The following is a 23942-nucleotide window of genomic DNA, read 5'->3' as shown; positions in this document are numbered from 1 at the left end:
GTCCTTATGAAAAAACTCATCTTATATCTCTTAATGTTAGGTCCTGTGCTTGGTTTTTGCCAACCTAGAGAATGGTATACATCTCTTGAGGCTGCCAAAGGTTTGGCGCTGGTTCAAAATAAAATGGTCTTGATGATGTGGGAAGAATCGGCCTCGTTTCCTTTTCCTGTGGTTATAAATACTTCTGAAGGAAAATCGATTTACATCGACGATCTTTTTCAAAATGAGTTTGTAAGTAACCTTATCTGGGAGTATTTTATTCCGGTAAAAGTGAGTGAATCCTTTTATGCTGATATGATTGAACCGGTAGAAGCACACCAAAATCAGCGTTATATTGATAAATTTAATGACGATTCTATGAAGGTTTTAGACGCTAACGGAAACATTCTCAATGTCTATGATACCAATGACTACTACAATTTTAATATGTCTAAATTTATTCAGAAATACGGACTTAACACCTCGTTTTTAAAAGGTGAATTGCTCAACTATTCCAAAGTTAATGATTATTATTCTAGCTATCGATTGGCTGATAAATATATTGAGTTTGCAAGTTATATTTCCGAAGATTTGCGAAAAGAAATTATAGAGCTATCCACCATTTATCTGGAAGAAGCTCAACGCAGGCTCGATGAGGTAAGTGCCGAAAATAAACCAAGTTATCTGTTGCAACTCGAATTGTTAGAATTAAAGCAAAGCTTAATTTTAAACAAACCAAGACGTGTGTTACGACTCTTAAAAAAGATGGATACAGATCAAGGAAAGGATTTTAATCAGTCGCTGATCGATTTTCTAAATTATACAGCGTATGGACTCTTAAAAGATGAAGACAATGCCAGTGTATGGCGAAGTAAACTTTCTTTAGTAAATTTGAAGAAAGCCAATCAAATTATTAATTCAAATCTTTAAAATATTGGAAGCCATTATTAATTATTTTGAAACCATTCCGTCACTGCATAGAAGTTTAATTCTTGTTGGTGGTCTAACCTTTTTTTGGGTTCTGGAAGGTTCACTGCCTCTGTTTAATTTTAAATACAAAAAATGGAATCATGCGCTTCCTAATCTCTTTTTTACACTTACAACTATTGTGATTAACTTCGGATTGGCATTTTTGCTAGTTGCGACTGCAGATTGGGTTAAGGCGACCAAATTTGGAATTATCAACTGGATACCTAATCTTCCGCTTTGGGCTTATGTCTTATTAGGAGTGCTGTTATTAGATTTTTTTGGTGCTTATTTAGCGCATTATGTTGAGCATAAAGTAAAACCGCTTTGGATGGTGCATTTGGTACATCATACAGACCATAACGTCGACACAACGACTGCCAATAGACATCATCCCTTAGAAAGTGTGATTCGCTTTGTATTTACCCTATTTGGCGTTTTTATTGTTGGTACTCCAATTGCAATTGTGATGTTGTATCAATCCATGTCTTTAATCGCAACACAATTTAGCCATGCAAATATTAAGTTGCCTAAAAAAGTAGATAAAGCCTTAAGTTATGTGTTGGTTTCTCCAGATATGCATAAGGTGCACCATCATTATATGTTGCCTTACACCGATTCTAATTATGGCAATATCTTCTCCATTTGGGATCGCCTGTTTGGAACGTTTATGGTTTTAGATCGTGAAGCCATTGTCTACGGTGTCGATACATTTCCTGATGCAACAGCAAATGGTAAACTAGGCGTTTTACTCAAACAGCCTTTTCATAAATACCGTAAACCAACAACGATAAATTCTTCTGAGTGATGCGTTTTTTTTGGTTGTTTTGTGTGGTTGGCTTTCTAAGTTGTAGTTCAAAAAACGAATTAGACGTTCAAGGCCATAGAGGTTGCAGAGGTTTGCATCCCGAAAATTCGCTGCCTGCATTTAAAAAAGCTATCGATTTGGGTGTGCAAACTTTAGAAATGGATGTGGTCATTTCTAAAGATCATGAGGTTGTGGTTTCTCATGAACCGTTTATTAATCATACCATTGCTTTAGATCTCTTCGGAAATGAAATCACATCAGAAAATGAAATGACATTCAACCTGTATACCATGCCTTACGACAGCATTAAGTTGTACGACTGTGGAACCAAAATGCATCCTGCTTATCCATTTCAGAAAAAAGAAAAAGTCTATAAACCATTACTTTCTGAAGTGATTGATTTAGCCGAAACCAAATCTGAGCATCAAATAGTTTATAATATTGAAATTAAAAGTAAGCCAGAATATGACGGAGTTTACTCGCCGCCAGTTGAAGACTATGTGAGTCTGGTTCTCAATAGGATTCATTCAAAAGGTATTCAAGATAGAACCGTTATTCAGTCTTTTGATTTGAGAGCGCTTGAGTTGACCAAAAAACAAAATCCGAAATTGCAAACAGCGCTGTTGGTTGATGAAAATGAAAATATAGAAACCAAATTATCCCAACTCTCTTTTAAGCCAGAAATTGTGAGTCCGTATTTTAAATTACTCGATCAGCAAACCGTTTCTAAATATCAAGATCAAGGTTTTAAAATTATTCCATGGACGGTCAATTTGGTGAGTGATATTAATTGGATGATTGACCTTAATGTTGATGGTATTATTTCCGATTATCCCAATAAGGTAATTCAGGTTAAACAATTGAAAAAATAAAAGCTTAGCTCGCTTAAGTGTTCATTTTTAACGATTTACGGATTGGTTTTTAGTCTTAGTTTTTTCCAATTCATGCTGTTTGTCTATTATTTATGTATCTGTTTTCCGTTTATCGTTTCTTTTTTTGATTACATCCAACAACTTAGATTTCTACATCGACCTCGTCTAACTTTGTAGTGTATTAATGTTTATTTCCGCTTAAATTTTAAATGAATATTGATGCATAACATAAATTAATCCAATTCCCTCAACAGAGGTTGGAAGTATTTTTAGTTTAATCTTTAAATGACCCCAATCATGAACAAGTTAACTATCCTTGGCGTGCCAATAAGTCGCCTATGCGTAATAGTGATATTTCTACTTATGAGCAGCAACACAGTTTTTGCTCAAGAAGAGTACACTACGATTAGAAAAAATGTGAATCCATTAGCTTTTGAGCTAGATCACAATTTGTCCGATTCCCAAGATTCCCTAGTCCTTGAAAACAAGTATTATTTTAAGAAAGTCCGTTTTTTAAATAAAACAACCGAAAAGGTTTTTGATTTTAAACCAGCTGTAAAGACCGCTAAAATTCCCTTAGACGAATTGCCGCTTGGAAAGTATACGGTCATGTTTTATCAAGCCGATAAAATTATTGTATTTCAAATTAATAGAAAATTGCCATTCGATTATGTGAAACCATCCGATAGCGATGTTGCCATTGCCGAATTGGAGGAAGCCGATTTAGATACTGATGTGGCTTCTGCCGATGTTGAAGATATCGATTTAGAAATGGATAGTGCAGGTAGTGCTTCAGCGAATAATAAAAACGATAAGGAATTTGAAGCCTTTGAAGAACGGGTGAGTATGTCTTATAATATTTCTGAGCCCGATCGTTCTAAAGTGCAAACCAGAGCCGAATACAGACGTACACATCTACGTCCTAACGGAAAGCCTTATAACGATTAATAACCATCCTTAAAATCAACAAAGAATAACTGTACTTCGGTTTTATTTACCGTTCATAGATTTTTTTGCTCGCAAACCAAAAAAGAAATTAGTTTTAAGGTTCGGGATTACAAAACGCTATTAGTTCATTTTTTGTTGACGTTAACCAACGTTTACATATGAAAATAGTTAGTATTGTGATCTTTTTTAGTTTAATCACATCTTTAAACTTTACTGCCGAAGCTCAAAATGATTTTGCCAAACTGGAGCAAAATGTCAATATAAGAGCTAAAGGTTTAATCCATAAACTCAATCCATCAAAAGATACGTTAATCCTTAAAAGTAAGGCCTTAATTCAGAAAGTATATTCTGTAAATACAGCGTACGATCGTGAAGTCGATTTGGTTTTGAATTCGAATCTGGCTAAAATTCCGCTCAATAGATTAAGTAAAGGAAAACATGTGTTTGTAGCGGTTCAATCTTCAAAACGTATCGTATTTGTCGTTAAAATATTTAGAGATAATGAATGGTTAATTGCTATGCATGACGAACGACTTACCGCTAAGAACGACTAAGATCCATTTTACTTATACATTAAATATTTCGCTCTCGTTGTCTTGAATTTTTCAAGTCCGTCAACCCAAGTATTTCGAATTTCTTTTTCAGAAACACCCGCTACAATTTGCTGCTGAAGCTGAGTTGTTCCAGCCAGATTGCTAAAATAATCATTAAAAAACAGGGATTTGTCTATTGAGTTTTGGTAAGCACGAATCAAATAACTTAAATCAATCTGATGGCGTTTTTCAGTCTCACTCAAATCTTCTCCATAACACAACACACCATCATGTTTAGGGTGTTTTGAACCAAAATTTGGCATTGGAATGTATTTAAAACTATAAACCGTTTTATCTAAGTACGGACTCCCATAAATCTGGAATTGTTTTGAGGTGCCGCGACCAGCATTCACATTCGTACCTTCAAAAAAACATAGGCTGGGATATAGGTTAATAGCTTGGTCATTCGGTAAGTTTGGTGATGGTAAAATAGGTAAATGGTAGGCTTTATCGTGACTGTAGTTTTGCATAGCAATAACCGTAATATCGCATTTAATGTTCGTTTCAAGCCAACCTTCTCCATTAATCATTTTAGCATACTCACCAATCGTCATACCATGAACCACAGGAATAGGATGCATACCTACGAAACTTTGGTGTTTCGGTTCTAAAACAGGACCATCAATATAATGACCATTTGGGTTGGGGCGATCTAAAATAAGCACTGGAATATTAGCCTCAGCACAGGCTTCCATGACATAATGTAAACTTGAGATATAGGTGTAAAAACGCGCACCAACATCTTGAATATCAAAAATAACGAGGTCTAAATCTTTAAGTTGTTCTGGAGACGGTTTTTTGTTTTTTCCGTAAATCGATACTATCGGAACACCCGTTTTGGTGTCGATACCATCTTTAAGAAGTTCGCCAGCATCCGCTTTGCCTCTAAAACCATGTTCTGGCGCAAATACTTTTTTTACGTTGACGTTTTGAGCGATTAAAGAATCTACTAAATGCGTGTAATTTTCATTCTGAGACCTATTTTGTGAGGCGGAAACATCTTTAAAAATTACACTGGTTTGATTGGCAACAATTCCTATACGTTTTCCGTTGAGTAATGGTAAATACTGATTCGTTCGATTTGCTCCAACAATAATTTTAGAATCAGATTTAGCTATTTGGTCATCCTGAACTTGTTTCAGGATCCCATTATTTTGAGCAGAATCATTCCTAGATTTATTTCCGCAGGAAATCAGCACTAAAACAAGTACTATAATTATCGGGAAAACCCTATTTTTGAACATCGATAAACGCATTTTTTGAATTTTGAATTACGAGTTATTTATAGCTAAACGCATTATTGGTAGTAAAGCGTATAAAAGTAGTGTTTCGGCACCAATTATAAAAATTGGTATTGCTGCAATTGCTATTGGCATTATTGTAATGCTTATTGCGATTGCAACGGGTCTCGGGCTTCAAAAAAAAGTGCGCGAAAAAGTTGTGGCTTTTAATGGGCATGTCACTATAAATAGCTTCGGTACCAACGAATCTAACGAATCAATAGTTCCGATTTCTAATCAACAAAAATTTTATCCCGAATTCAATACGGTTGAAGGTGTTAAACATATTCAAGGTGTTGCGACCAAGTTTGGCGTCATTCGTACAGAAACCGATTTTGAAGGGATTGTGTTAAAAGGTGTTGGTGCAGATTATGACTGGTCGTATATTCAGGATTTTCTAGTCGAAGGTCAACTTCCAGCCTACGAAGGAACATTGAGTAACGACGTCGTAATTTCAAGCTATCTCGCTAACCGATTAGGCTTTAAAGTAGGCGATGCATTCCAAACAGTATTTCGAAAAGAAAGTATTGATGAGATTCCTTTTCAGCGACGCTTTCAAATTGTGGGAATCTTTAATTCCGGATTTCAAGAAATTGATAAAACGTTTATGATTGGCGATTTGAGCCATATCCAACGGATGAACAAATGGGAGCAAAACGAGGTTGGTAATTTTGAAATTTATTTAGACGATTTCTCACAACTTCAAGCAAAAGAATTAGAAATTAGAGCACAAACGCCTTCCTTTTTAGATACACAAAACATCGAAGAAAAATTTGCCACAACTTTTGAATGGATTAAAATATTTGATAATAATACCTATGGAATTATTGCCATTATGATTATTGTTGCTGGCATTAATATGATTACTGCATTACTGGTTCTTATTTTAGAACGCACACAAATGATTGGGATTCTCAAAGCCTTAGGAAGCAGTAACTGGAGCATTCGAAAAGTCTTTCTTTACAACGCGACTTACCTAATTGGATTGGGCTTGTTATGGGGTAATATTATCGGTCTAGCTTTATTGTTTTTTCAGAAATATTCCGGTGTTCTAGAATTCCCTAATGCAAAAGATTATTACATGTCTATCATCCCGGTTCATATTGGCTTAGACTATATTATTTTACTTAATATGGGCACCTTTGTAGCTTGTTTGTTAATGCTGTTAATTCCGTCAGTTATCATCACCAAAATAACACCTGTCAAAGCCATCCGATTTGAATAATTTGGGCGTTACCAAGTCATGCTAAAAAGCAATGCCTTGGTCAGGCAGTACGCTATATCTCTAACGTCACGTTAGAGGATGCCGCTTCCATCCTTAACGCATTTACATCAAAATTAGAAGTGTTTATTGAAAAGCTTCACTGCTTTTATAGTGTTAAGATTTCTAAAGAAAATAGCCATTAATCTCAAGTTTTAATTACTTTTGCTGGGCAAAACAAAGATAATGGATTACGCAAAAAACATCTTAGAAACAATTGGAAATACACCTCTTGTTAAACTCAATAAGCTTACCGCAGACTTACCATGCTTGGTGCTGTCAAAATACGAAACGTTCAATCCCGGGAATTCAGTTAAAGATCGCATGGCGCTTAAAATGATTGAAGACGCCGAAGCCGATGGTAGATTGCAGCCTGGAGGAACCATCATTGAAGGAACTTCTGGTAATACAGGAATGGGCTTAGCTTTAGCTGCCATCGTCAAAGGTTACAAATGTATCTTTGTGATTAGCGACAAGCAATCTAAAGAAAAAATGGACATCCTTAGAGCTGTAGGAGCAGAGGTCGTTGTTTGTCCTACCGATGTTGAACCCGACGATCCTAGAAGCTACTATTCGGTGTCTAAACGCCTTGGAGAAGAGACGCCAAATTCATGGTATGTGAATCAATATGATAATCCAAGTAACGCCAAAGCACATTACGAAAGCACTGGTCCAGAAATCTGGAAACAAACCGATGGTAAAATCACACATTTTGTCGTTGGTGTTGGTACAGGAGGTACCGTTTCTGGTGTTGGAAAGTATTTAAAAGAACAAAACCCAAATATTAAAGTCTGGGGGATTGACACCTATGGAAGTGTCTTTAAAAAATACCACGAAACAGGTGTTTTTGATGAAAATGAAATCTACCCTTATGTTACCGAAGGTATTGGTGAAGATATTTTACCCGAAAATGTTGATTTTTCTATCATTGATGGTTTTACAAAAGTTACCGATAAAGATGCTGCGGTGTATACTCAGCTTTTAGCCAAAGAAGAAGGGATGTTTTTAGGAAACAGTGCTGGAGCGGCTATTAAAGGGGTGTTGCAGTTAAAAGAGCACTTTACAAAAGATGACGTCGTGGTTGTATTGTTTCATGATCATGGAAGTCGTTATGTTGGTAAAATGTTTAATAACGAATGGATGAAAGCGATGGGATATATAGATTAATGCCTATCTCTATAAGTGTAATATAATTTTAAAGCTTGAATTTTTATTCAGGCTTTTTTTTTGTTTACTAAATTGATAATCATATAAATACGCTAAGATTTTCATATTTTAGTAACAGATTTAAAGGATATGCAATTTAAAAAACACAAACCATCAAAGGCTTATGAGCACCTCATTGCGTATTTCTGGACGATCACATCTTCCGAAGGTGATGATGCTACGGCTTTATATCGGTTTGTTCCTGATGCTTATGTCGATTGGGTTTTTCATTCAGGAAAGCTCTGGCAATGTGATTTTCCAAATGTTGAAATAAATGCCAAAACGAGTCGGTTTCATGTTTTTGGACAAATCAAAAAATACATAAATTTGACACTTCCCAGTAATGGGCTGGATGTTTTTGGTGTAAAATTTTACCCTTGGGTTGCGAGCAAAATTTGGAATATAGATATGCATTATCTTACTGATAGTTGTTTGGATTTAAGTGATTTAGAAGCTCCACGAATCAAGGCCTTACAAGATCAGATTTATTCCGCTCAAGATACCACAACCAAAATTGCGCATGTTGAACGCTACCTGTCTGCTTTTGTAACTTATAGCGACCACAAGAGCCTGAAACACATATTTTCCAGTTTAACCATAGATGTTAATCATTTAAAAACACTTAATGTAGGTATTGGTATGCGCCGCTTAGAACAGCGTTTTAAAAATGAAATCGGGATTTCGCCTAAGTTGTTTTTACGTACGTGCAGAATAAATGCTGCAATTGAAAAGATGAAAGTAAAATCTAACCAATCGTTAACGCAATTAGCCTTAGAGCATCATTATTATGACCAGTCACATTTTATAAAAGATTTTATACAATTTACGGGATGTAATCCTTCTCAGTTTTTGAAATCTATCAATCCAAATGGCGATATTCTCAATCTTCGTGTGGGTTAAAAATTTCGCTTTTTTACAATTTTAGAACTCGTATTCCTTTTAGTTTTGAGCACAATCATATAATGCTTAAAATCATGAATTTAGCTCAAAAATACAGTTTGGTTTTTGTAATCCTGTTAATTTTAAACCCTCACATTGTAGTCTCTCAAGATTGGCAAGTGCTTAATGCGACTACCTTTGGATGGCGTTTTGAAGACATGCAATTTGTTGATCCCGAAGTTGGTTGGGTTGTGGATGGTGGTGGGCAAATTTTGAAAACGACTAATGGCGGATTAAACTGGACGCAACAGTATTACAATTCTGATCGGTATTTTAGAAGTGTAGAGTTTTACAATGACCAAATTGGTTTTGCTGGTACGCTTGCTAATGGAAACCCTTCAGCAACCTTATTAAAAACCACCAATGGAGGCGACACGTGGATTGATATTTCTAGTAATATCCCGCAGAGTGTTCCAGGTATTTGTGGTATGCATGTGGTCAATGAAAATACCATTTTTGTAACAGGTGTCTTTTATGGATCGGCATATATTATGAAATCAACAGATCAGGGTGAATCTTGGGTTTATACAGATATGGGAAATTTATGTAATGCCTTAGTAGATATTCATTTTAAAGATGAAATGGTTGGATTTGCTTGTGGACAGAGTGCTCAGGGCACAGGATTAAGAGGAATTATTGTAAAAACAACCGATGGCGGACAAACATGGTCAACGGTTACTTTGGGAGCGGATTCCAATACACGCATCTGGAAAATTCAAGAATTGACAGATTCAGTTATGTATGCTTCCGTAGAATCGTTTACTCCAACACCAGAATATTATAAATCTAAGGATGGCGGACAAACTTGGAGCCTGCATTCGGTATCACCGCCAGGATTTTCAGGAACGATTCAAGGTGTTGGTTTTTTAAATGAGAGCCTAGGTTGGGTAGGCGGATTTAATACGACCTTTTATGAAACAACCGATCAAGGTCAGAGCTGGACTTATAAGCCAACTGTTGGTTCGAGTTATAATCGATTTCAGCGGGTTAATGATACACTGATGTATGCGTCAGGTATTAATGTTTATAAGTATACCGACGCTTCACTAAGTGTCGAAGATTTTGAAATTACAAAACCTAAAGGCCATAAAGTTAAAATTGAAGGCTCTAATATTATTGAAGATGATGCTGTATTAGAGCTGGATTTAATCAATAATACCTATTGCGAATTAAGCTTGTATAATACGAATGGACAAAGAGTTAAAACGATAGTCCAAGGCTTGCGAAAAGCGGGTAATTATAAAATTCCATTTAACGTGGAGTCACTATCAAAAGGCCCTTATTATGTTGTGCTTTATACCTATCACGGCTATGAATTTGTGAAAATTATAGTGAAGTGATTAGCCTTCTTCATTAAAAAACACTTTGTAATAGTGCATCTTTTTTTCTTCATCATAACCACGCTCAAGATATTCGGCTGAAGCATCTGGTGCGTCAACGTCTAATTTTATCTGAATATTGGTATCGAGCTTAATTTCGGTTTTAATTTTCTGCTTTTGTTTTTTAAGAACAACTTCAGAAACATCAAACTGGTTTCTAATTAAAACATTATGATCGCTTTCGTAAGTTTTTTTGTAATCCTCAAAAAGTTCTAAAGCGTCGTCTTTTTCAAAAACTTCAGATTTAAAAGATTCTATATTTACAATCTCATTTTCTTTGAAAAAATCGACAGTTTTCGCTAGAAAATTACTTTGTTCTTGTCCGCCAAATTGAGGCTGCATCACCTCTTTTGAAAATTCACGACACATTTCGATATAATTTTTGGTGTGCTGATTAGAATCGTCAGGATATTTGATATTTAAAAAGCTTTTAATCCAGTATTGTGCGTCATAATTATTGTTGTCAACACTTAGCACAATTTTGCCTTCGGTATCGGCAGCATTCAGTATTAAAACTCCTTTATCTACTTTTTTAGTTGCAATTCCTTTTTGGGTGATGATGTCATAACTCCCATTTTCTAAATAGGTTTGAAAAAAGTGAGATTTATTTTCAATTTTAAAAATGCCTACGGCATCGGTTTGATAATCTTCATATTGAATGTCGTGAAACAAACAAACAATCACATCACCTGTTTTGATTTGTGACGAATTAGACTGTTCGAATAGATGCATAACGATATGCTTAGAAATAGCCACAAAATCGCTGTCATCTTGTAATAATTGAGAAGCATAACTATTAATTTCATTGAGCTCGACATTGGAATGATGATTAAATCTATAGGATTCGGCAAGGCTGGTAAACGGTCTAAGCAAATAAGGAAGCATTAAATCATAACTCACTTCTTCAAAGTCTATAGGTTGTTCTGAAAATGCGTTTTTAGTACTGTTAAATTTGTTTCCAACTTTATGAAGAATACATTTAGAAATGGATGCTTTGGTACGTTTAATCATGGCTAAAATTTAAAGCACAATAGTACTAAAATTTAAGGTTTAAAAACAAAAAACGCCAAAGAAAACTCTTTGGCGCCTTCATTAAGATTGAGGCAGCGATTTGGTTGCGTTAAATGCGTTATTGCTTTATAAATTCGACACGTCTGTTTTGAGCTTTTCCATCTGCTGTTGAGTTGTCAGCAATAGGTTGACTTTCGCCTTTTCCTTCGGAAGTAAGTCGATTAGCATCAATCTTATACACGTCAATTAATGCTTGCTTAACGGCTTCAGCACGCGATTGTGATAACTTTAAATTCACATCATCTCCACCATCGGCATCAGTATGCCCTACAATTTTTAATTTAATAGCAGCATCTTGCTGTAAAACCTGAGAAATTTGACGAATAATACCATAAGATTGTGCTTTGATAGTTGCCGAACCTGAATCAAAAAGAATACCATTAGTTGAGATTTTACCTTCCGAAAGTAACTTACGACGTAAATCTACGCCACCTTCAGCAACTTTAAGGTTTTTAATAAAAATGCGTTCTTCACCATCTTTAAGACCATACACATGAAACTTTAAAAAGTTAAGAACGTTTAATTCTTCAATAAAGCGAGGTATATCGATATACTTAATCTCGTTAACCCAAAGTCTGTAGCGTTTTTTTGTCACAGAAATAGCGATGTGTGGTTGGTTTTTTATTTCATCTCTAATGTCGGCTGTAAGTCCGGAATTTATTGCACCACCAGCTCTGTTAAAGTAATTAAAGGCATTGATATCAAAGGCGCCATATTGTCCTAGAGGTAAGGATGCTGCTGCATAGTGCTCCTTTCCGTCATTAAACATATTGTTATCGCTAAGTACGACAAAGAGTCTAGCACTAGATGACGTTTGGTTGTTAAGACCAGAAGTAAGAATGTCAAATTCGATGGTATAGTCTTCGGGTAATTCGTTAATATCAGGAATAACATATAGTCTGTAACCCGCTTTAAGTTCAAACCAATTGCCTTCTACAGTATTAAATTTTACAATAGCTCCAGATCCGTTGGTGTTCCATTTACTTGGTAAATCGCCCACAAAATCCTGAGAGAAATCATCAAAAAATAAGAGTTTATCACCTGGAATGTAATCGTATTTGCTTAAAACCTCTAAATTGTCTGATATATTTTTAGGTGTTTCATTTTCAGTATTTGTATCGTTGGTGTTATCATCATTATCGTTAGGAGAAGTGTTGTTATCTTCTGACGAGTCTTCAGAATCGTCTTCTTGCTCATCTTTTCGCTCGCGTTCACCTAATAAGAGTTCTTTAGCTGTAGTGATACTATATTTTAACGCCTTTTTTGCTTTGTTTATTTGTAGTGTAGCCTTTCCTTGTTTAAGCACACCAACACCATCTAAATCTGCAATAATATCTGGAGCACTATCACTTAAAGCGGTCATTTCGGTAAGTGCTTCTTCTAAAACGTCAATATCTTCGTCATCTAATGGTGTGCCTGCTTCAGCATAGCCATCATATTTATATACTTTATCGTACAAATCAAAAGATTCTTGTACAAATGTATCGACACTTGAAATGCCGACTCTGCTTTTAGGACGCTTTATTTTTTTTGTTTGTGAATAAGCTGCTGGAGCAAAAACTATAACAGCGAGAACGATAAGGACTAGCTTTGCGCGTAAAGGTTTGTTTAACATGAGGATTATAAAAGATTGATTAATAGCATCTTTAAAGGTAAATAATCCTAGTTACTTGGCAAAAAATGATGTGTGAATTGTCGCTTTTAGTGTGTGGTTGGTTATAGTAAAATGGTCTTTTTACTGTATTTCGTATACAATTATCGCATCATCATCTCCTTTGGTAATGACTTCTAGCGCACGATCTTTGTCTATATTATTTAACTCTAATGATGAGTTGGCATATACAGGAAAGTTTGCAATTGGTTTGGCTTGGCTATCAAACAGATAGCCCTTTTTAGATTGTAAATCTGTAACAGTGACATAGATTTTATCATTAATATAAAAAATCTTTGGTGCTGTATATTCTCCAAAATCCAGTTCGACTGTCTTAGATTTAATCGTCAGTTTATTGTCATTCATTACGACAAGTGTTTTACTTGTTGTAGCAATTTTGTGTTCGCTATTGGTATTGAGGTTTTTGTGATTAACATACCCGCTAGAACTGCTAATTTCTAAAAGTTCACCATTGGTGTTTGAAGTAGTAAATTTATTATTGTATAGGTAGATTTCATTTTCAGAAAAGCTGATAGTTTCTTTGACTTTGGTTCTTGTTTTTCCAACACGATCTAAAATCTCAAGCTGATTGCCATGAGAAAAAACGATGTAATCTTTTCTGCCAATTCTAAAATGTTTGGGTTGAGATGATATGGTGTTTTCGGCAGATTTATAAGTAAAACCAGTGACGATTTTTCCATTTTTATCATACATTAAAACCGATTTGCCTTGGGTAATCATTAATCGGTAATTTTTCTTATTATCATAATCAAATAATGATACTGGCTGTGTGATTTCATCATTAAACTTCAAAGGAAATGCTCCAACATCTTTACCATTTCTGTCTAAAATATAAAGGCGTTTTGAAGTGTTGAATACAAGTTGTAGACGACCGTTTTTGTAGATATCCATCTGTTTTATAGCGCCTAATATTTTTCCTTCAAGTTGTTTTTTCCAGAACACCTTGCCTTGGTTCGAAATTAAGTACAAGTTGTTTTGGGTGTCTTGGGCTACAATATCCATTTGACTATTGGTGTGGTTCTTTACCAATTGTGGTGGTGTTATTAAATTAGCGTCGAGTGTTATGTTGAGTTCTCCGCTAACCGAACTACTACCATCTTTACTTTTGTGTGCTTTTGAAATCCCATTCACATGTGCAAAATCAGTATCATATATAAATTGAATAGCTGTGATTTGTCCGTTGGATATGTCTAATTTTTTATCGTCAGCAAAATTAGTATTAATCACGTTTTTTAATTCCGAAGAATTGACAAAAATTAATAGAGACGATTCGTCGCTTAAATTCTGTTGAATATCGCTGTAAGCATTGCTTTCTGAAAGCACACTTTTATTTTGATAATTAGAAATAAACGCTTTTAAATATGAAGGCGCATTGGAAACGATAAAGAAATCATCAAGCGCAATAAAGTAGTTAGCAGATTCAAATGTGGCTATAGCAGGATGCAATTCATTGAAAAGTGTAGAGTTGTCTAGGCTGTAGATGTCAATGCCTCTAAATTGTTCTGAAATAATTTGGCTATTAAAATTATCAAACGTTGTGCTAGGATCTAAGGATCTAAGTGCAATCGCTGTTTGGTTTTCAGATCTGATTTCAGCAATTTCTACAATATTTTGAAATACCTCATGATAAGTTGTAGTCGAATCTTGAAACTGATGTTTTATCATATTTTCCTTGAACCGTTCATAATTATGAAATGTGAAGCTTTTAAAACTTGAAACATCAAAAGGAGAAATTGTTGCGACTTTATTTTCTTGAGGAATGGTTTTGTCAAAAACTGTGATGAAACTTTTTGACGAATCATTTGCTTTTGTAATACCGTTGATCAAAATGGTGTTTTGAGATATGTCACTATCAATCATAGTATAATTAGAAAATTGCAAATGATTTAATGTAGAATCTCTGAATATTAACGGATTTAGAGCTTTGTTTTTATGATTAATAAGGAGAGAAACCATTTTTTCATTATTAGAAGTGTTGTAAATGGTCTCTAATTCAGGATTGACATCCAATTTAGAAAATGACGCTTTTGTTAAATCGTAGGAATTAGATAGAAAAAGAGTACTGTCATTATTTTTAAAATAATAGTCCTTATTATTATATACCAATTTTTTAATGTTTTCTGAAGTATTAAAAGTGGTATCAATTTTAAGTTCTGAAATAGAGTCTAATAGTAAAGATAGGTTTTTATAAGGGATAATATAGCTAATCTCAAGACTGTCATGGTTCGTTTTTGAAAGTGCTATAAGACTTTGACTTGTGCTAATTTGTTGAAGCGGAAGTAGAAGCGCATTAAATTGGTCAACTTCGGTAAAACTTTTAAGCGCTTTAATGAGTGTGTTGTTTTTTAAGCCATTGTTTAGGCCTTCTGAAGAATTGATCTTAATGAGAATTTCACTATGCTCAGGAACTAGAGCTAATGGGTTCACCGATTTTTGATTTGAATTATCACAACTTACAATAATTGAAAAACAGAATAAGATCAACCAGAGTTTTTTCATATATAGGGTTTTTGCAAATATAAAAAGTTAGAGTTCTAATTTGAGCTGTTCTGGTAATAATCTAAAAGATTTTCTATGGTATTTAGTAATGCCGTATTTTTTTATTGCAGCTCTGTGTTCTTTTGTTGGGTAGCCTTTGTTTTGTTTCCAGTTATACATTGGGAATTCGTCGTGAATCTTCTCCATATAATCATCTCTATATGTTTTCGCCAAAACAGAGGCAGCAGCAATAGACAAGTATTTGCTGTCACCTTTAATAATGGTTTCAAATGGAATATCTAATATAGGCTTAAATCTGTTGCCATCAACAATAATAAACTCAGGTGTGGTTGAAAGTTGTTCGATAGATTTATGCATTGCGAGAATAGAGGCACTAAGAATATTGATTTTATCTATGACATCTGGAAATATATGAACATAGGAGTGAGAGATAGCTAAACGTTCAATCTCAGGTCTGAGTGCATTCCTTTTTGATTCAGAAAGTTGCTTAGAATCATTTAGCATGCTATTATTAAATGAAGAAGGTAAAATTACAGCAGCAGCAGTTACTGGTCCGGCCAAACAGCCTCTTCCAGCCTCATCTGTGCCACATTCTAATTTTAAATACGAAAAAGTTGGTTTTAGACTCAAAATGTTAAAGTTTGGACAAAGTTAAAATTTTAACGCAACCATTTTAAGGTTTATGTATCTAATTACTAGTAATTATAAGGCTTGGCATGCCAAAAAACGTTATTTATAATTTAGTTGCATGTTAACATTTTTTTAGTATAAATACTTGTTTATTTAATATATTATTAAGATGTTTGCGCTAGACTAACTCAAATAATTGTTTTATGAAATTAAAGTTAACATGGTTAATGACGCTTTTTATGGCGTTTGTGATGCAACTCTCTTTCGCGCAAGAGAAAACGGTCACAGGAACAGTTACAGCTAAGGCGGATGGCTTGCCATTACCTGGTGTAAATGTAATTGTAAAAGGAACTACTCGTGGAGTTCAAACAGATTTTGATGGGAATTACTCAATCAAAGCAAGTGCTAATGAAACATTAGTTTTTTCTTTCGTAAGTATGAAAACAGCTGAAAGACTAGTAGGAGGTAATTCTGCTATCAACGTTGTTATGGAAGAAGATGCTGCCGTTTTAGATGAAGTTGTGGTTGTTGGTTATAGAAATCAAAGTAAAGCGACTTCAAGTGCTGCTACCGTAAGGGTATCGGCAGAAACTATTGAAAACAGACCGAATGCGAGTTTTGTTCAAACATTAACTGGTCAGGCACCAGGTTTGAATATTACGACAAGTACAGGTCAACCAGGTGGTAACTCACTTGTACAACTTCGTGGAGTTGGATCTATTAATGGTAATACTGAGCCATTATTTATAATTGATGGTGCTCCGGTAGACGAAGACAACTTTAGATCTCTTAACCCACAAGATATTGCGTCTATTGATGTATTGAAAGATGCAGGTGCGACAGCAATTTACGGTAACAGAGGTGCAAATGGTGTAATTATTATCAAAACTCGTCAAGGAAACTTTGGTGAGGGGCTTAAAGTAAACTACAATGGATATGTAGCTTACAGTACGCTTCAGGATAATGACTACAACATGATGAACTCGCAACAGTTACTTACTTATGAAAGAGATCGTGGTAATGGTGCTGGTGCTGGTAACAGTCAAGGGGTATTTAACCCTGGGAATGGGACGCCTTTAACAGACGCGCAAATTGCAGCGGCTCCAAATTTTGATTGGAGAGACTTCTTTTTCCGTACAGGTGTAACTCAGAGTCATACTTTATCTTTAACTAGTGGTAGTGAGAATACTTCACAATTTACATCTTTTGGTTTCCAAGATACTGAAGGTGTGTTACAAGATTCAGATTTAAAGCGTTTCAACTTAAGAACAAACGTTACTGGGAAATCTACAAATGAAAAATTTAGATATGGTGCTAACTTAAGTGTTAACTACTCTAAATCAAATGAGCCAAACAGTATTGCATCTGGAGCAATTAACAGAAACTACGTATTAGGAGCTTACCAATCTGTTCCTTACATTTCTATTGATGATTATACGAATGGTGCAGATTTATTATCACCTTTATCATTTACAAATACACCTCTATTCTTATATGATAGATTATTAACATATACGCGTTTTGAGGAAGAGGTTAAAGCCATTGCAAGTGCAAACTTTAACTATGATATTACAGACTGGTTAACAGCTGGTGTTGTATTAGCTGGAGATTACCAAAGTGAATTCTTAACTCGTGCTGAGCACCCTGCGTCTTTTAACGCATTGTTATTCGGTGGTGCTGAGAACCCAACTTCTGGTTTTCAACAACAAACTACAACAAGACAGTTTTCTTATAACCAAGTAACGTCATTAAACTTTAATAAAACGTTTGCTGATAAGCATACAGTAGATTTAGGTTTATATACAGAGTACTTTAAAGCTCACTTTAGACAATTTGGATATTTTTCTAATGGTTTAGATCCCAAGACATTCTCTCCTGGAGATGGTAGTGGATTTATTGCTCCTGCAAATGGTTTGTTTGCTGATACAGCAAATGCTGAAATCTTAAACGCAGGTTTATTCTCTTACTTTGCTTCATTAGATTACGATTACGATACAAAGTATGGTTTCTCTGCAACAGTACGTAGAGATGCATCTTACCGTTTTGCAGGATCTAACAGATGGGCAACTTTCTGGTCTGTTTCTGGACGTTGGAACATCTCTAACGAATCATTTATGGACGGTTCAGCAATTGATAACCTTAAATTAAGAGCATCTTACGGTACTGCGGGTAACCAAGATATCGTTGGATTAGGTTATTTTGGAGGTCCAGATTTAACTGAAGATTTCTTTGCTACAGGTTCTGGTTATGGAAATGCTAACTCAATTGGTTTAGCACAATTAGGTAACCGTTCTTTGAGATGGGAAACAATTACTTCTAGCAATATTGGTGTAGATTTTGGAGTTTGGAATAGTAGATTAAGAGGTTCTGTTGATGTTTACCAAAGACAAACAACTGATCTTTTCCAAAGCACACCTTTATCTGCAACAACTGGGGTAACTCAACAAAATGCAAACACAGGTGAATTATATAACCGAGGTATAGATTTTATTGTTGATTATGATATTTTCTTACCTAAAACTGAAGGTGGATTTAAACTTAACGTAGGGGTTGTAGGTAACTACAATGAGACTGAGTTAAGAGACATTCCTAGCGAAAATGGCGAAATTATAGGTCTTGGACGTGAAGGTGGAATTTTAAATGAAATCTTTTCACTTAGATATGTAGGTGTTAACCCTGCAAATGGTGAGCTTCTATATTTAACAGCTGATGGTGATGTTACTGAAAACCCTGATGCTGATAATGATCGTGTTTGGTTAGGAAAAAGTGCAATTCCAGAATGGAATGGTAGTTTCAAACTAAACATTGACTATAAGAATTTCTTCTTACAAACACAGTTTAACTATGTTCTTGGTGTTGATCAATTTGATTTTGATTATTCTGATGCCATTAATACTGATAATGTTAGCCAGTTCAACTTATCGACTGATGTTTTAAATGCATGGTCTCAGCCAGGTGATGTTACTGATATTCCTTCACCTTCTGCAGCGAATAGAAATTCATTTGCATCTGATCGTTTCTTAAAAAGCGCAGATTTCTTAAGATTACGTTTTGCTAGCTTTGGTTACAATGTACCAGCTAAATTCCTTGAGAATACTGGTCTTTCAAACGCACGAGTATATGTAAATGGTGAAAACTTATTTACATGGACAGAATGGAGAGGATTTGATCCTTCATCTTTAGGTGGACAAAGATCTTACCCAACTCCAAAAACAATCTCTGTAGGATTCGAATTAGGATTTTAAAAAAAAAAACACATGAAAAAATTTAGTAAAATATTATTTGTCGGACTCCTAACTATAGTTATGGGTTGTAACGACGCAATTGACATCAGACAGCCGGGTAGATTAGATGCATTAAATGCATTCCAATCGGTTGATGATTTACAACAAGGTTTACTTGCTGTATATAACCAATGGGATTTATCGCCAGAAATAGCTTTAGCTTCTAACTTTACTGATGAAGTAGCTGTAAGTTTTGATAGTGGTGGACAAGGTTTTGCATTATATGACTTTGTATTGAATGCAGGTAGTGCTGCAGCATCTGATTTCTGGGTAAGAAACTATAGAGTTAATAACAGAGCAACATTACTTATTGAAGCTGCTGCTAACATTACACCTGAAGATGCTACTGAACAAGCTTTATTTGATGATGTATTAGCACAAGCACATGCAATTAGAGCTTATGCTAACTTAGAATTAATGACTTATTTTAGTCCAGATCCAACGGATGATTCAACTTTAGCAGCTCCTGTTGTTGATTTTGTAGCACCGTTAGATTATCAACCGCTTAGAAATACTACTGGAGAGTTATGGGATTATATCAATTCAGATTTAACAATGGCTGCTAGTATGATTAGTACGCAATCTAGTCCAACGTTTCTTTCTGCAGATGGTATTAATGCTATTAGAGCTAGAGCAGCTTTGACAAGAAAAGATTATGGGCAAGTTGCTTCTTTATCTAGTCAATTATTAGCTAGTTACCCATTAGCAAATCAAGCACAATATCAATTAATGTTTTTAGATGCTGATAATACTGAAGTTATTTTCAAACTAGAAAGAACTCTTACTGATACGTATGACGGTCAAGGAACTACTGGTTCTGTAGCTGCTGGAGGATGGGCAGGTGCTCGTTTTGCTTTCGTTGATGCTACGATTACAGGAGGATCTTATTTTGAAATGGACAGAGGTTTATTCAACCTATTAGATACTAACGATGTAAGATATGATGTTAGTGTTGCACCTTCTTCAATTATCAATCCAAATTATGATACTGATCCTGATCCGGTAAATACTGATATTTTAATTATCCAAAAATATCCAGGTTCAGAAGGTAAGCCGTTAATGAACGATTTAAAAGTATTTAGATCATCTGAAATGTTATTAATGTTAGCTGAAGCTAGAGTTGCTACTAATAATGATTTAACTGGTGCAGCTACTTTAATTAAACAATTAAGAGATGCGCGTTTTGGTTCTGCTCAAGCAATGCCTTCTTATGGTACTGCTCAAGAAGCTTATGCAGCTATTCTTGATGAAAGAAGAATTGAATTATGTTTTGAAGGTCACCGTTATAAAGATTTAAAGCGTTTAGGACCTGCAGCTAATAGAGGGGTTGATAGAGATCCTACAGATTGTAATGCTCAAAGTGGAGCATGTACTTTAGCTGCTACAGATTACAGATTTACATTACCTATCCCTATTATAGAGATTAATGCAAATGCTGGAATTGGTGGGCAACAAAACCCTGGTTACTAATAAAAAAATCTTATAATTATGAAAAATAATATATTAAAAATAGTTCTAGCTTTATTTGTAACTATTACATATACAAGCTGTGAAGAGGATCCGGTTGTATTTGACAATATTAATGGTCAATCAGCATACTCTTTTGCAACTCAAAGTTATAATGTGTCTGTTCCGCCAGAAGATTTAACAATCTCTGTTCCTGTAGAGGTAACAACAGTATCTAGTGAAGCTAGAAACGTAGCAGTTACTGTAGATGCCGAAGCAACTACTGGTGTAGCTGGTGAATACACAATTGGTTCAGTTACAATTCCTGCTGGATCTCATTTAGGGACTTTAGATGTAAACTTAGATTTCTCTGGTATTACTGGAGAAGATGGAGAAACTAAAGATTTAGTTATCAATATTGATGCTCCTGAAGGTGAAGCTTCTTACTTTGACACCGTAACTATTACTTACTTTAGAGCTATCATCTGTAATGATGTTGTTGTAGAGATTAATAGTGATGTATGGGCTACTGAAACTGGATTTAGCATCAAAGATGCAGCTGGTAATTTTGTAGTGCCTGAAACATTCCCATTTGGTGGAAACGCTACAGTATCTCAAAACTTTACACAAACGTATACTTTACCTGATGGTGATTATGTGTTTAGATTAATTGATACTTATGGTGATGGTCAAGTTGGAACAGGTGGAGGAGTTACTTTAACAGGTAACTACTCAGTAACATGTTCAATCATTGTTCATGCACAAGGAGAAGGTGTGCTAGATAATGGAAGCTACGAAGATACGCCATTTACAGTGAATCCGTAATTAGTTAGTTTATTTTAAACTAATTTAAATACCATATTAAAACCCCGAGAATGATTATTCTCGGGGTTTTGTTTTTTTTTTATGATTTTCTTGATTTAGAATTATTAATTTGCACCCAAATTGAATTCTGAAATATATGATTAAGCCTTTTTATATCTTCATTTTACTTTTATGCTTATCAAATTGTATTACTGCTCAAACTTTAGACCCTAATAAGAAATTAACTAGGAATGATACAACAAGACCTTTAAATTCTAATGACAGTAGTTTGGTAGATAAAAAAGGTAAGAATGTAAATAATAAAGTAGCTAAAATAGAACAATACAAAATTATTGATGCAGCAAACAATATTCAATATGTTGATACGTCTTTGACTATTACTAAAGACTATAAATTCAATTATTTAAGAAAGGATAACTTTGGCTTGATTCAGTTTGCTAATCTAGGACAAACCTATAACAGCTTAACCAAAGAATTTAATTCAACTAACTTGTTACCGGCATTTGGTGCTCGAGCAAGACATTTTAACTATTTCGAAATTGAGGATGTCAACTACTATGAAGTTCCCACTCCATTAACCGAATTGTTTTTTAAAACAGCTTTTCAGCAAGGGCAATTACTGGATGCCTTTTTTACAGTTAATACATCAAAGCAATTTAATTTTTCGATTGCGTATAAAGGACTTCGTTCGTTAGGTAACTATCAAAATACATTAACGAGTACAGGCAATTTACGCTTTACATCTAATTTTAAGTCCAAGAACGAACGTTATTTTGCTAAAGCACACATCGTAACTCAAGATTTATTAAATCAAGAGAACGGAGGTTTAAAAACGGAAGATCTACCCAATTTCACTTCAGGTGATGAAGATTTTATTGACCGGTCTGTTTTTGACCCAAACTTTGATGATGCAGAAAATATTTTAGTTGGAAAGCGATTTTACCTAAATCATGAATATCAACTGATTCCTCAAAACGACTCGATAAATAAATCACTATCGATAAAGAATATTATTAATTTTGAGGATAAGTACTTTCAATACGAACAAACTTCCAGTTCAGATTACTTTGGAGAATCGTTTAACCAGAGTAATTTTAGAGATAGAGTCACCTTAGAAAACTTTGAAACAAAGCTGCTCGTTAATTATAAAGCGCCAATTGTAGGAGATGTTAGTTTTGGTGTAGGCTATAATGATATTAATTACGGTTACGATAAGGTCACTATTTTAAACGGTCAGCAAATTCCTAATAGATTAAAAGATCAAATCGTTAGTTTAAACGGGCGCTACTCAAATCAATTTGGAGGGTTTGTTTTAAATGGGGAAATTGGTGCTAATATTATAGGACAGTTTGATAGCAATTTCTTTTTAGCAGAAGCTAGCTATGCCATTACCGATGATATAAACCTAAAAGGGCGTATTGGTTTTAATTCTAATTCACCAAACTATAACCTGCTGCTTTACCAAAGTGATTATATAAATTATAACTGGAATAATATTGAAGGTTTTAAAAATCAAGACAATTATAACTTCACCATAGAGCTAAAATCTAAAAAACTGTTTAATGCATCTTTTCAGCATCTAACGATAGATAATTTTGCTTTCTTTTCTTCGGAAGTGGATACGAGTACCGAAGATGGTTTCAATATCATAAAACCAGAACAGTTACTTCAATCTATTAATCTATATAAATTACGATTAGATAAAGAAATTAAATTCGGAAAGTTCGCTTTAGATAATTCAATTCTATACCAAAAAGTTAATGACGATACTCAATCTCTTAACTTACCAGAATTAATCCTTAGAAATACATTATATTATTCTAACCATTTTTTTGAAAAAAAGGCATTATACCTTCAAACAGGAATTACATTTAATTATTTTACCGATTATTATATGGATGGCTATGATCCATTACTCGCAGAGTTTTATTCTCAAAATGAAACTAAGATAGGAGGCTTCCCTAGGCTGGACTTCTTTATTAATGCCAAAATAAGACAAACAAGAATCTTTTTAAAAGCCGAACATTTTAATTCTTCATTTACAGGTTATGATTATTTTTCAGCACCCAATAATCCTTATAGAGACTTTACTGTTCGATTTGGATTGGTTTGGAATTTCTTCCTTTAATACCCCAATAGTATATCAATAGTTCCTGTTTTTCAAACAAATTTCATTACCCAATAGTCGATATATTAAGGTGTTAAGCGTTTGTAAAAAAAAGAATTAAAAAAAAGATATCAAAAGGTTTGGAAAGAAGAAAATAAGGGTTGTATATTTGCACCC

The 23942-nt window shown here is 34.5% G+C and carries 18 protein-coding genes; 13 read left to right on the top strand and 5 right to left on the bottom strand.

Annotated features, from left to right (window positions below):
• Positions 1-6 precede the first annotated feature (6 nt).
• The 5 genes from N4270_RS13835 to N4270_RS13815 all read left to right on the top strand — a co-directional run bounded on the left by N4270_RS13835 (position 7) and on the right by N4270_RS13815 (position 4127).
• Complete coding sequence (locus tag N4270_RS13835; RefSeq protein WP_260097937.1) at positions 7-909, top strand: hypothetical protein; 903 nt, start codon at positions 7-9, stop codon at positions 907-909.
• A gap of 4 nt (positions 910-913) precedes the next feature.
• On the top strand, positions 914-1753 hold the full coding sequence (locus N4270_RS13830) for a sterol desaturase family protein (protein ID WP_260097936.1): 840 nt from the start codon (positions 914-916) through the stop codon (positions 1751-1753).
• Positions 1753-2625, top strand: a complete 873-nt coding sequence (locus N4270_RS13825; protein WP_260097935.1) for a glycerophosphodiester phosphodiesterase family protein — start codon at positions 1753-1755, stop codon at positions 2623-2625. Before N4270_RS13830 ends, N4270_RS13825 begins: the two co-directional genes overlap by 1 nt.
• A gap of 363 nt (positions 2626-2988) precedes the next feature.
• Positions 2989-3573 carry a hypothetical protein gene (locus N4270_RS13820; protein WP_260097934.1) on the top strand — a complete coding sequence of 195 codons (585 nt, stop codon included), beginning with the start codon at positions 2989-2991 and terminating at the stop codon, positions 3571-3573.
• A gap of 158 nt (positions 3574-3731) precedes the next feature.
• Positions 3732-4127 carry a hypothetical protein gene (locus N4270_RS13815; RefSeq protein ID WP_260097933.1) on the top strand — a complete coding sequence of 132 codons (396 nt, stop codon included), beginning with the start codon at positions 3732-3734 and terminating at the stop codon, positions 4125-4127.
• A gap of 8 nt (positions 4128-4135) precedes the next feature.
• On the opposite strand, the gene N4270_RS13810 is transcribed toward N4270_RS13815, so the two are convergent.
• Positions 4136-5422, bottom strand: a complete 1287-nt coding sequence (locus tag N4270_RS13810; protein WP_260097932.1) for a DUF1343 domain-containing protein — start codon at positions 5420-5422, stop codon at positions 4136-4138.
• A gap of 10 nt (positions 5423-5432) precedes the next feature.
• Between N4270_RS13810 and N4270_RS13805 the strand changes: the two genes are divergently transcribed.
• The 4 genes from N4270_RS13805 to N4270_RS13790 all read left to right on the top strand — a co-directional run bounded on the left by N4270_RS13805 (position 5433) and on the right by N4270_RS13790 (position 10192).
• A complete protein-coding gene (locus tag N4270_RS13805; RefSeq protein ID WP_260097931.1) occupies positions 5433-6671 on the top strand; it encodes an ABC transporter permease in 1239 nt (412 codons plus the stop codon).
• A 222-nt stretch (positions 6672-6893) separates the two neighbouring features.
• On the top strand, positions 6894-7874 hold the full coding sequence (locus tag N4270_RS13800; protein WP_260097930.1) for a PLP-dependent cysteine synthase family protein: 981 nt from the start codon (positions 6894-6896) through the stop codon (positions 7872-7874).
• A 129-nt stretch (positions 7875-8003) separates the two neighbouring features.
• Positions 8004-8813: a helix-turn-helix domain-containing protein gene (locus tag N4270_RS13795; protein ID WP_260097929.1), complete on the top strand. Its 810-nt coding sequence runs from the start codon at positions 8004-8006 to the stop codon at positions 8811-8813.
• A 74-nt stretch (positions 8814-8887) separates the two neighbouring features.
• Positions 8888-10192 carry a YCF48-related protein gene (locus N4270_RS13790; RefSeq protein WP_260097928.1) on the top strand — a complete coding sequence of 435 codons (1305 nt, stop codon included), beginning with the start codon at positions 8888-8890 and terminating at the stop codon, positions 10190-10192.
• Here N4270_RS13790 and N4270_RS13785 read toward each other — a convergent pair whose 3' ends face one another.
• The 4 genes from N4270_RS13785 to N4270_RS13770 form a co-directional block, all read right to left on the bottom strand.
• Positions 10193-11242 carry a nucleoid-associated protein gene (locus N4270_RS13785; protein WP_260097927.1) on the bottom strand — a complete coding sequence of 350 codons (1050 nt, stop codon included), beginning with the start codon at positions 11240-11242 and terminating at the stop codon, positions 10193-10195. It lies immediately after the preceding gene.
• A gap of 118 nt (positions 11243-11360) precedes the next feature.
• A complete protein-coding gene (locus N4270_RS13780) occupies positions 11361-12917 on the bottom strand; it encodes an OmpA family protein (RefSeq protein WP_260097926.1) in 1557 nt (518 codons plus the stop codon).
• A gap of 120 nt (positions 12918-13037) precedes the next feature.
• Complete coding sequence (locus N4270_RS13775) at positions 13038-15473, bottom strand: ribonuclease HII (protein WP_260097925.1); 2436 nt, start codon at positions 15471-15473, stop codon at positions 13038-13040.
• A gap of 27 nt (positions 15474-15500) precedes the next feature.
• A complete protein-coding gene (locus tag N4270_RS13770) occupies positions 15501-16103 on the bottom strand; it encodes a ribonuclease HII (RefSeq protein ID WP_260097924.1) in 603 nt (200 codons plus the stop codon).
• A gap of 203 nt (positions 16104-16306) precedes the next feature.
• Here N4270_RS13770 and N4270_RS13765 point away from each other — a divergent pair, with 203 nt between their 5' ends.
• The 4 genes from N4270_RS13765 (at position 16307) to N4270_RS13750 (ending at position 23786) form a co-directional block, all read left to right on the top strand.
• The gene (locus N4270_RS13765) at positions 16307-19348 is read left to right on the top strand and encodes a TonB-dependent receptor (protein ID WP_260097923.1); all 3042 of its coding nucleotides are present in this window, start codon (positions 16307-16309) and stop codon (positions 19346-19348) included.
• Positions 19349-19360: 12 nt separating this feature from the next.
• Positions 19361-20857 carry a RagB/SusD family nutrient uptake outer membrane protein gene (locus tag N4270_RS13760; RefSeq protein WP_260097922.1) on the top strand — a complete coding sequence of 499 codons (1497 nt, stop codon included), beginning with the start codon at positions 19361-19363 and terminating at the stop codon, positions 20855-20857.
• A gap of 18 nt (positions 20858-20875) precedes the next feature.
• Entirely contained in the window at positions 20876-21658 is a 783-nt protein-coding gene (locus tag N4270_RS13755) for a hypothetical protein (protein ID WP_260097921.1), read from the top strand.
• 136 nt (positions 21659-21794) lie between these two features.
• Positions 21795-23786 carry a putative porin gene (locus N4270_RS13750; protein WP_260097920.1) on the top strand — a complete coding sequence of 664 codons (1992 nt, stop codon included), beginning with the start codon at positions 21795-21797 and terminating at the stop codon, positions 23784-23786.
• The last annotated feature ends 156 nt before the right edge of the window (positions 23787-23942 follow it).

It is taken from the genome of Psychroserpens sp. SPM9 (genome assembly GCF_025153525.1).
Lineage (GTDB): Bacteria > Bacteroidota > Bacteroidia > Flavobacteriales > Flavobacteriaceae > Psychroserpens.
Note: the sequence above shows the minus strand (reverse complement) of the source record. Positions and strands in the feature narration are given on the sequence as shown.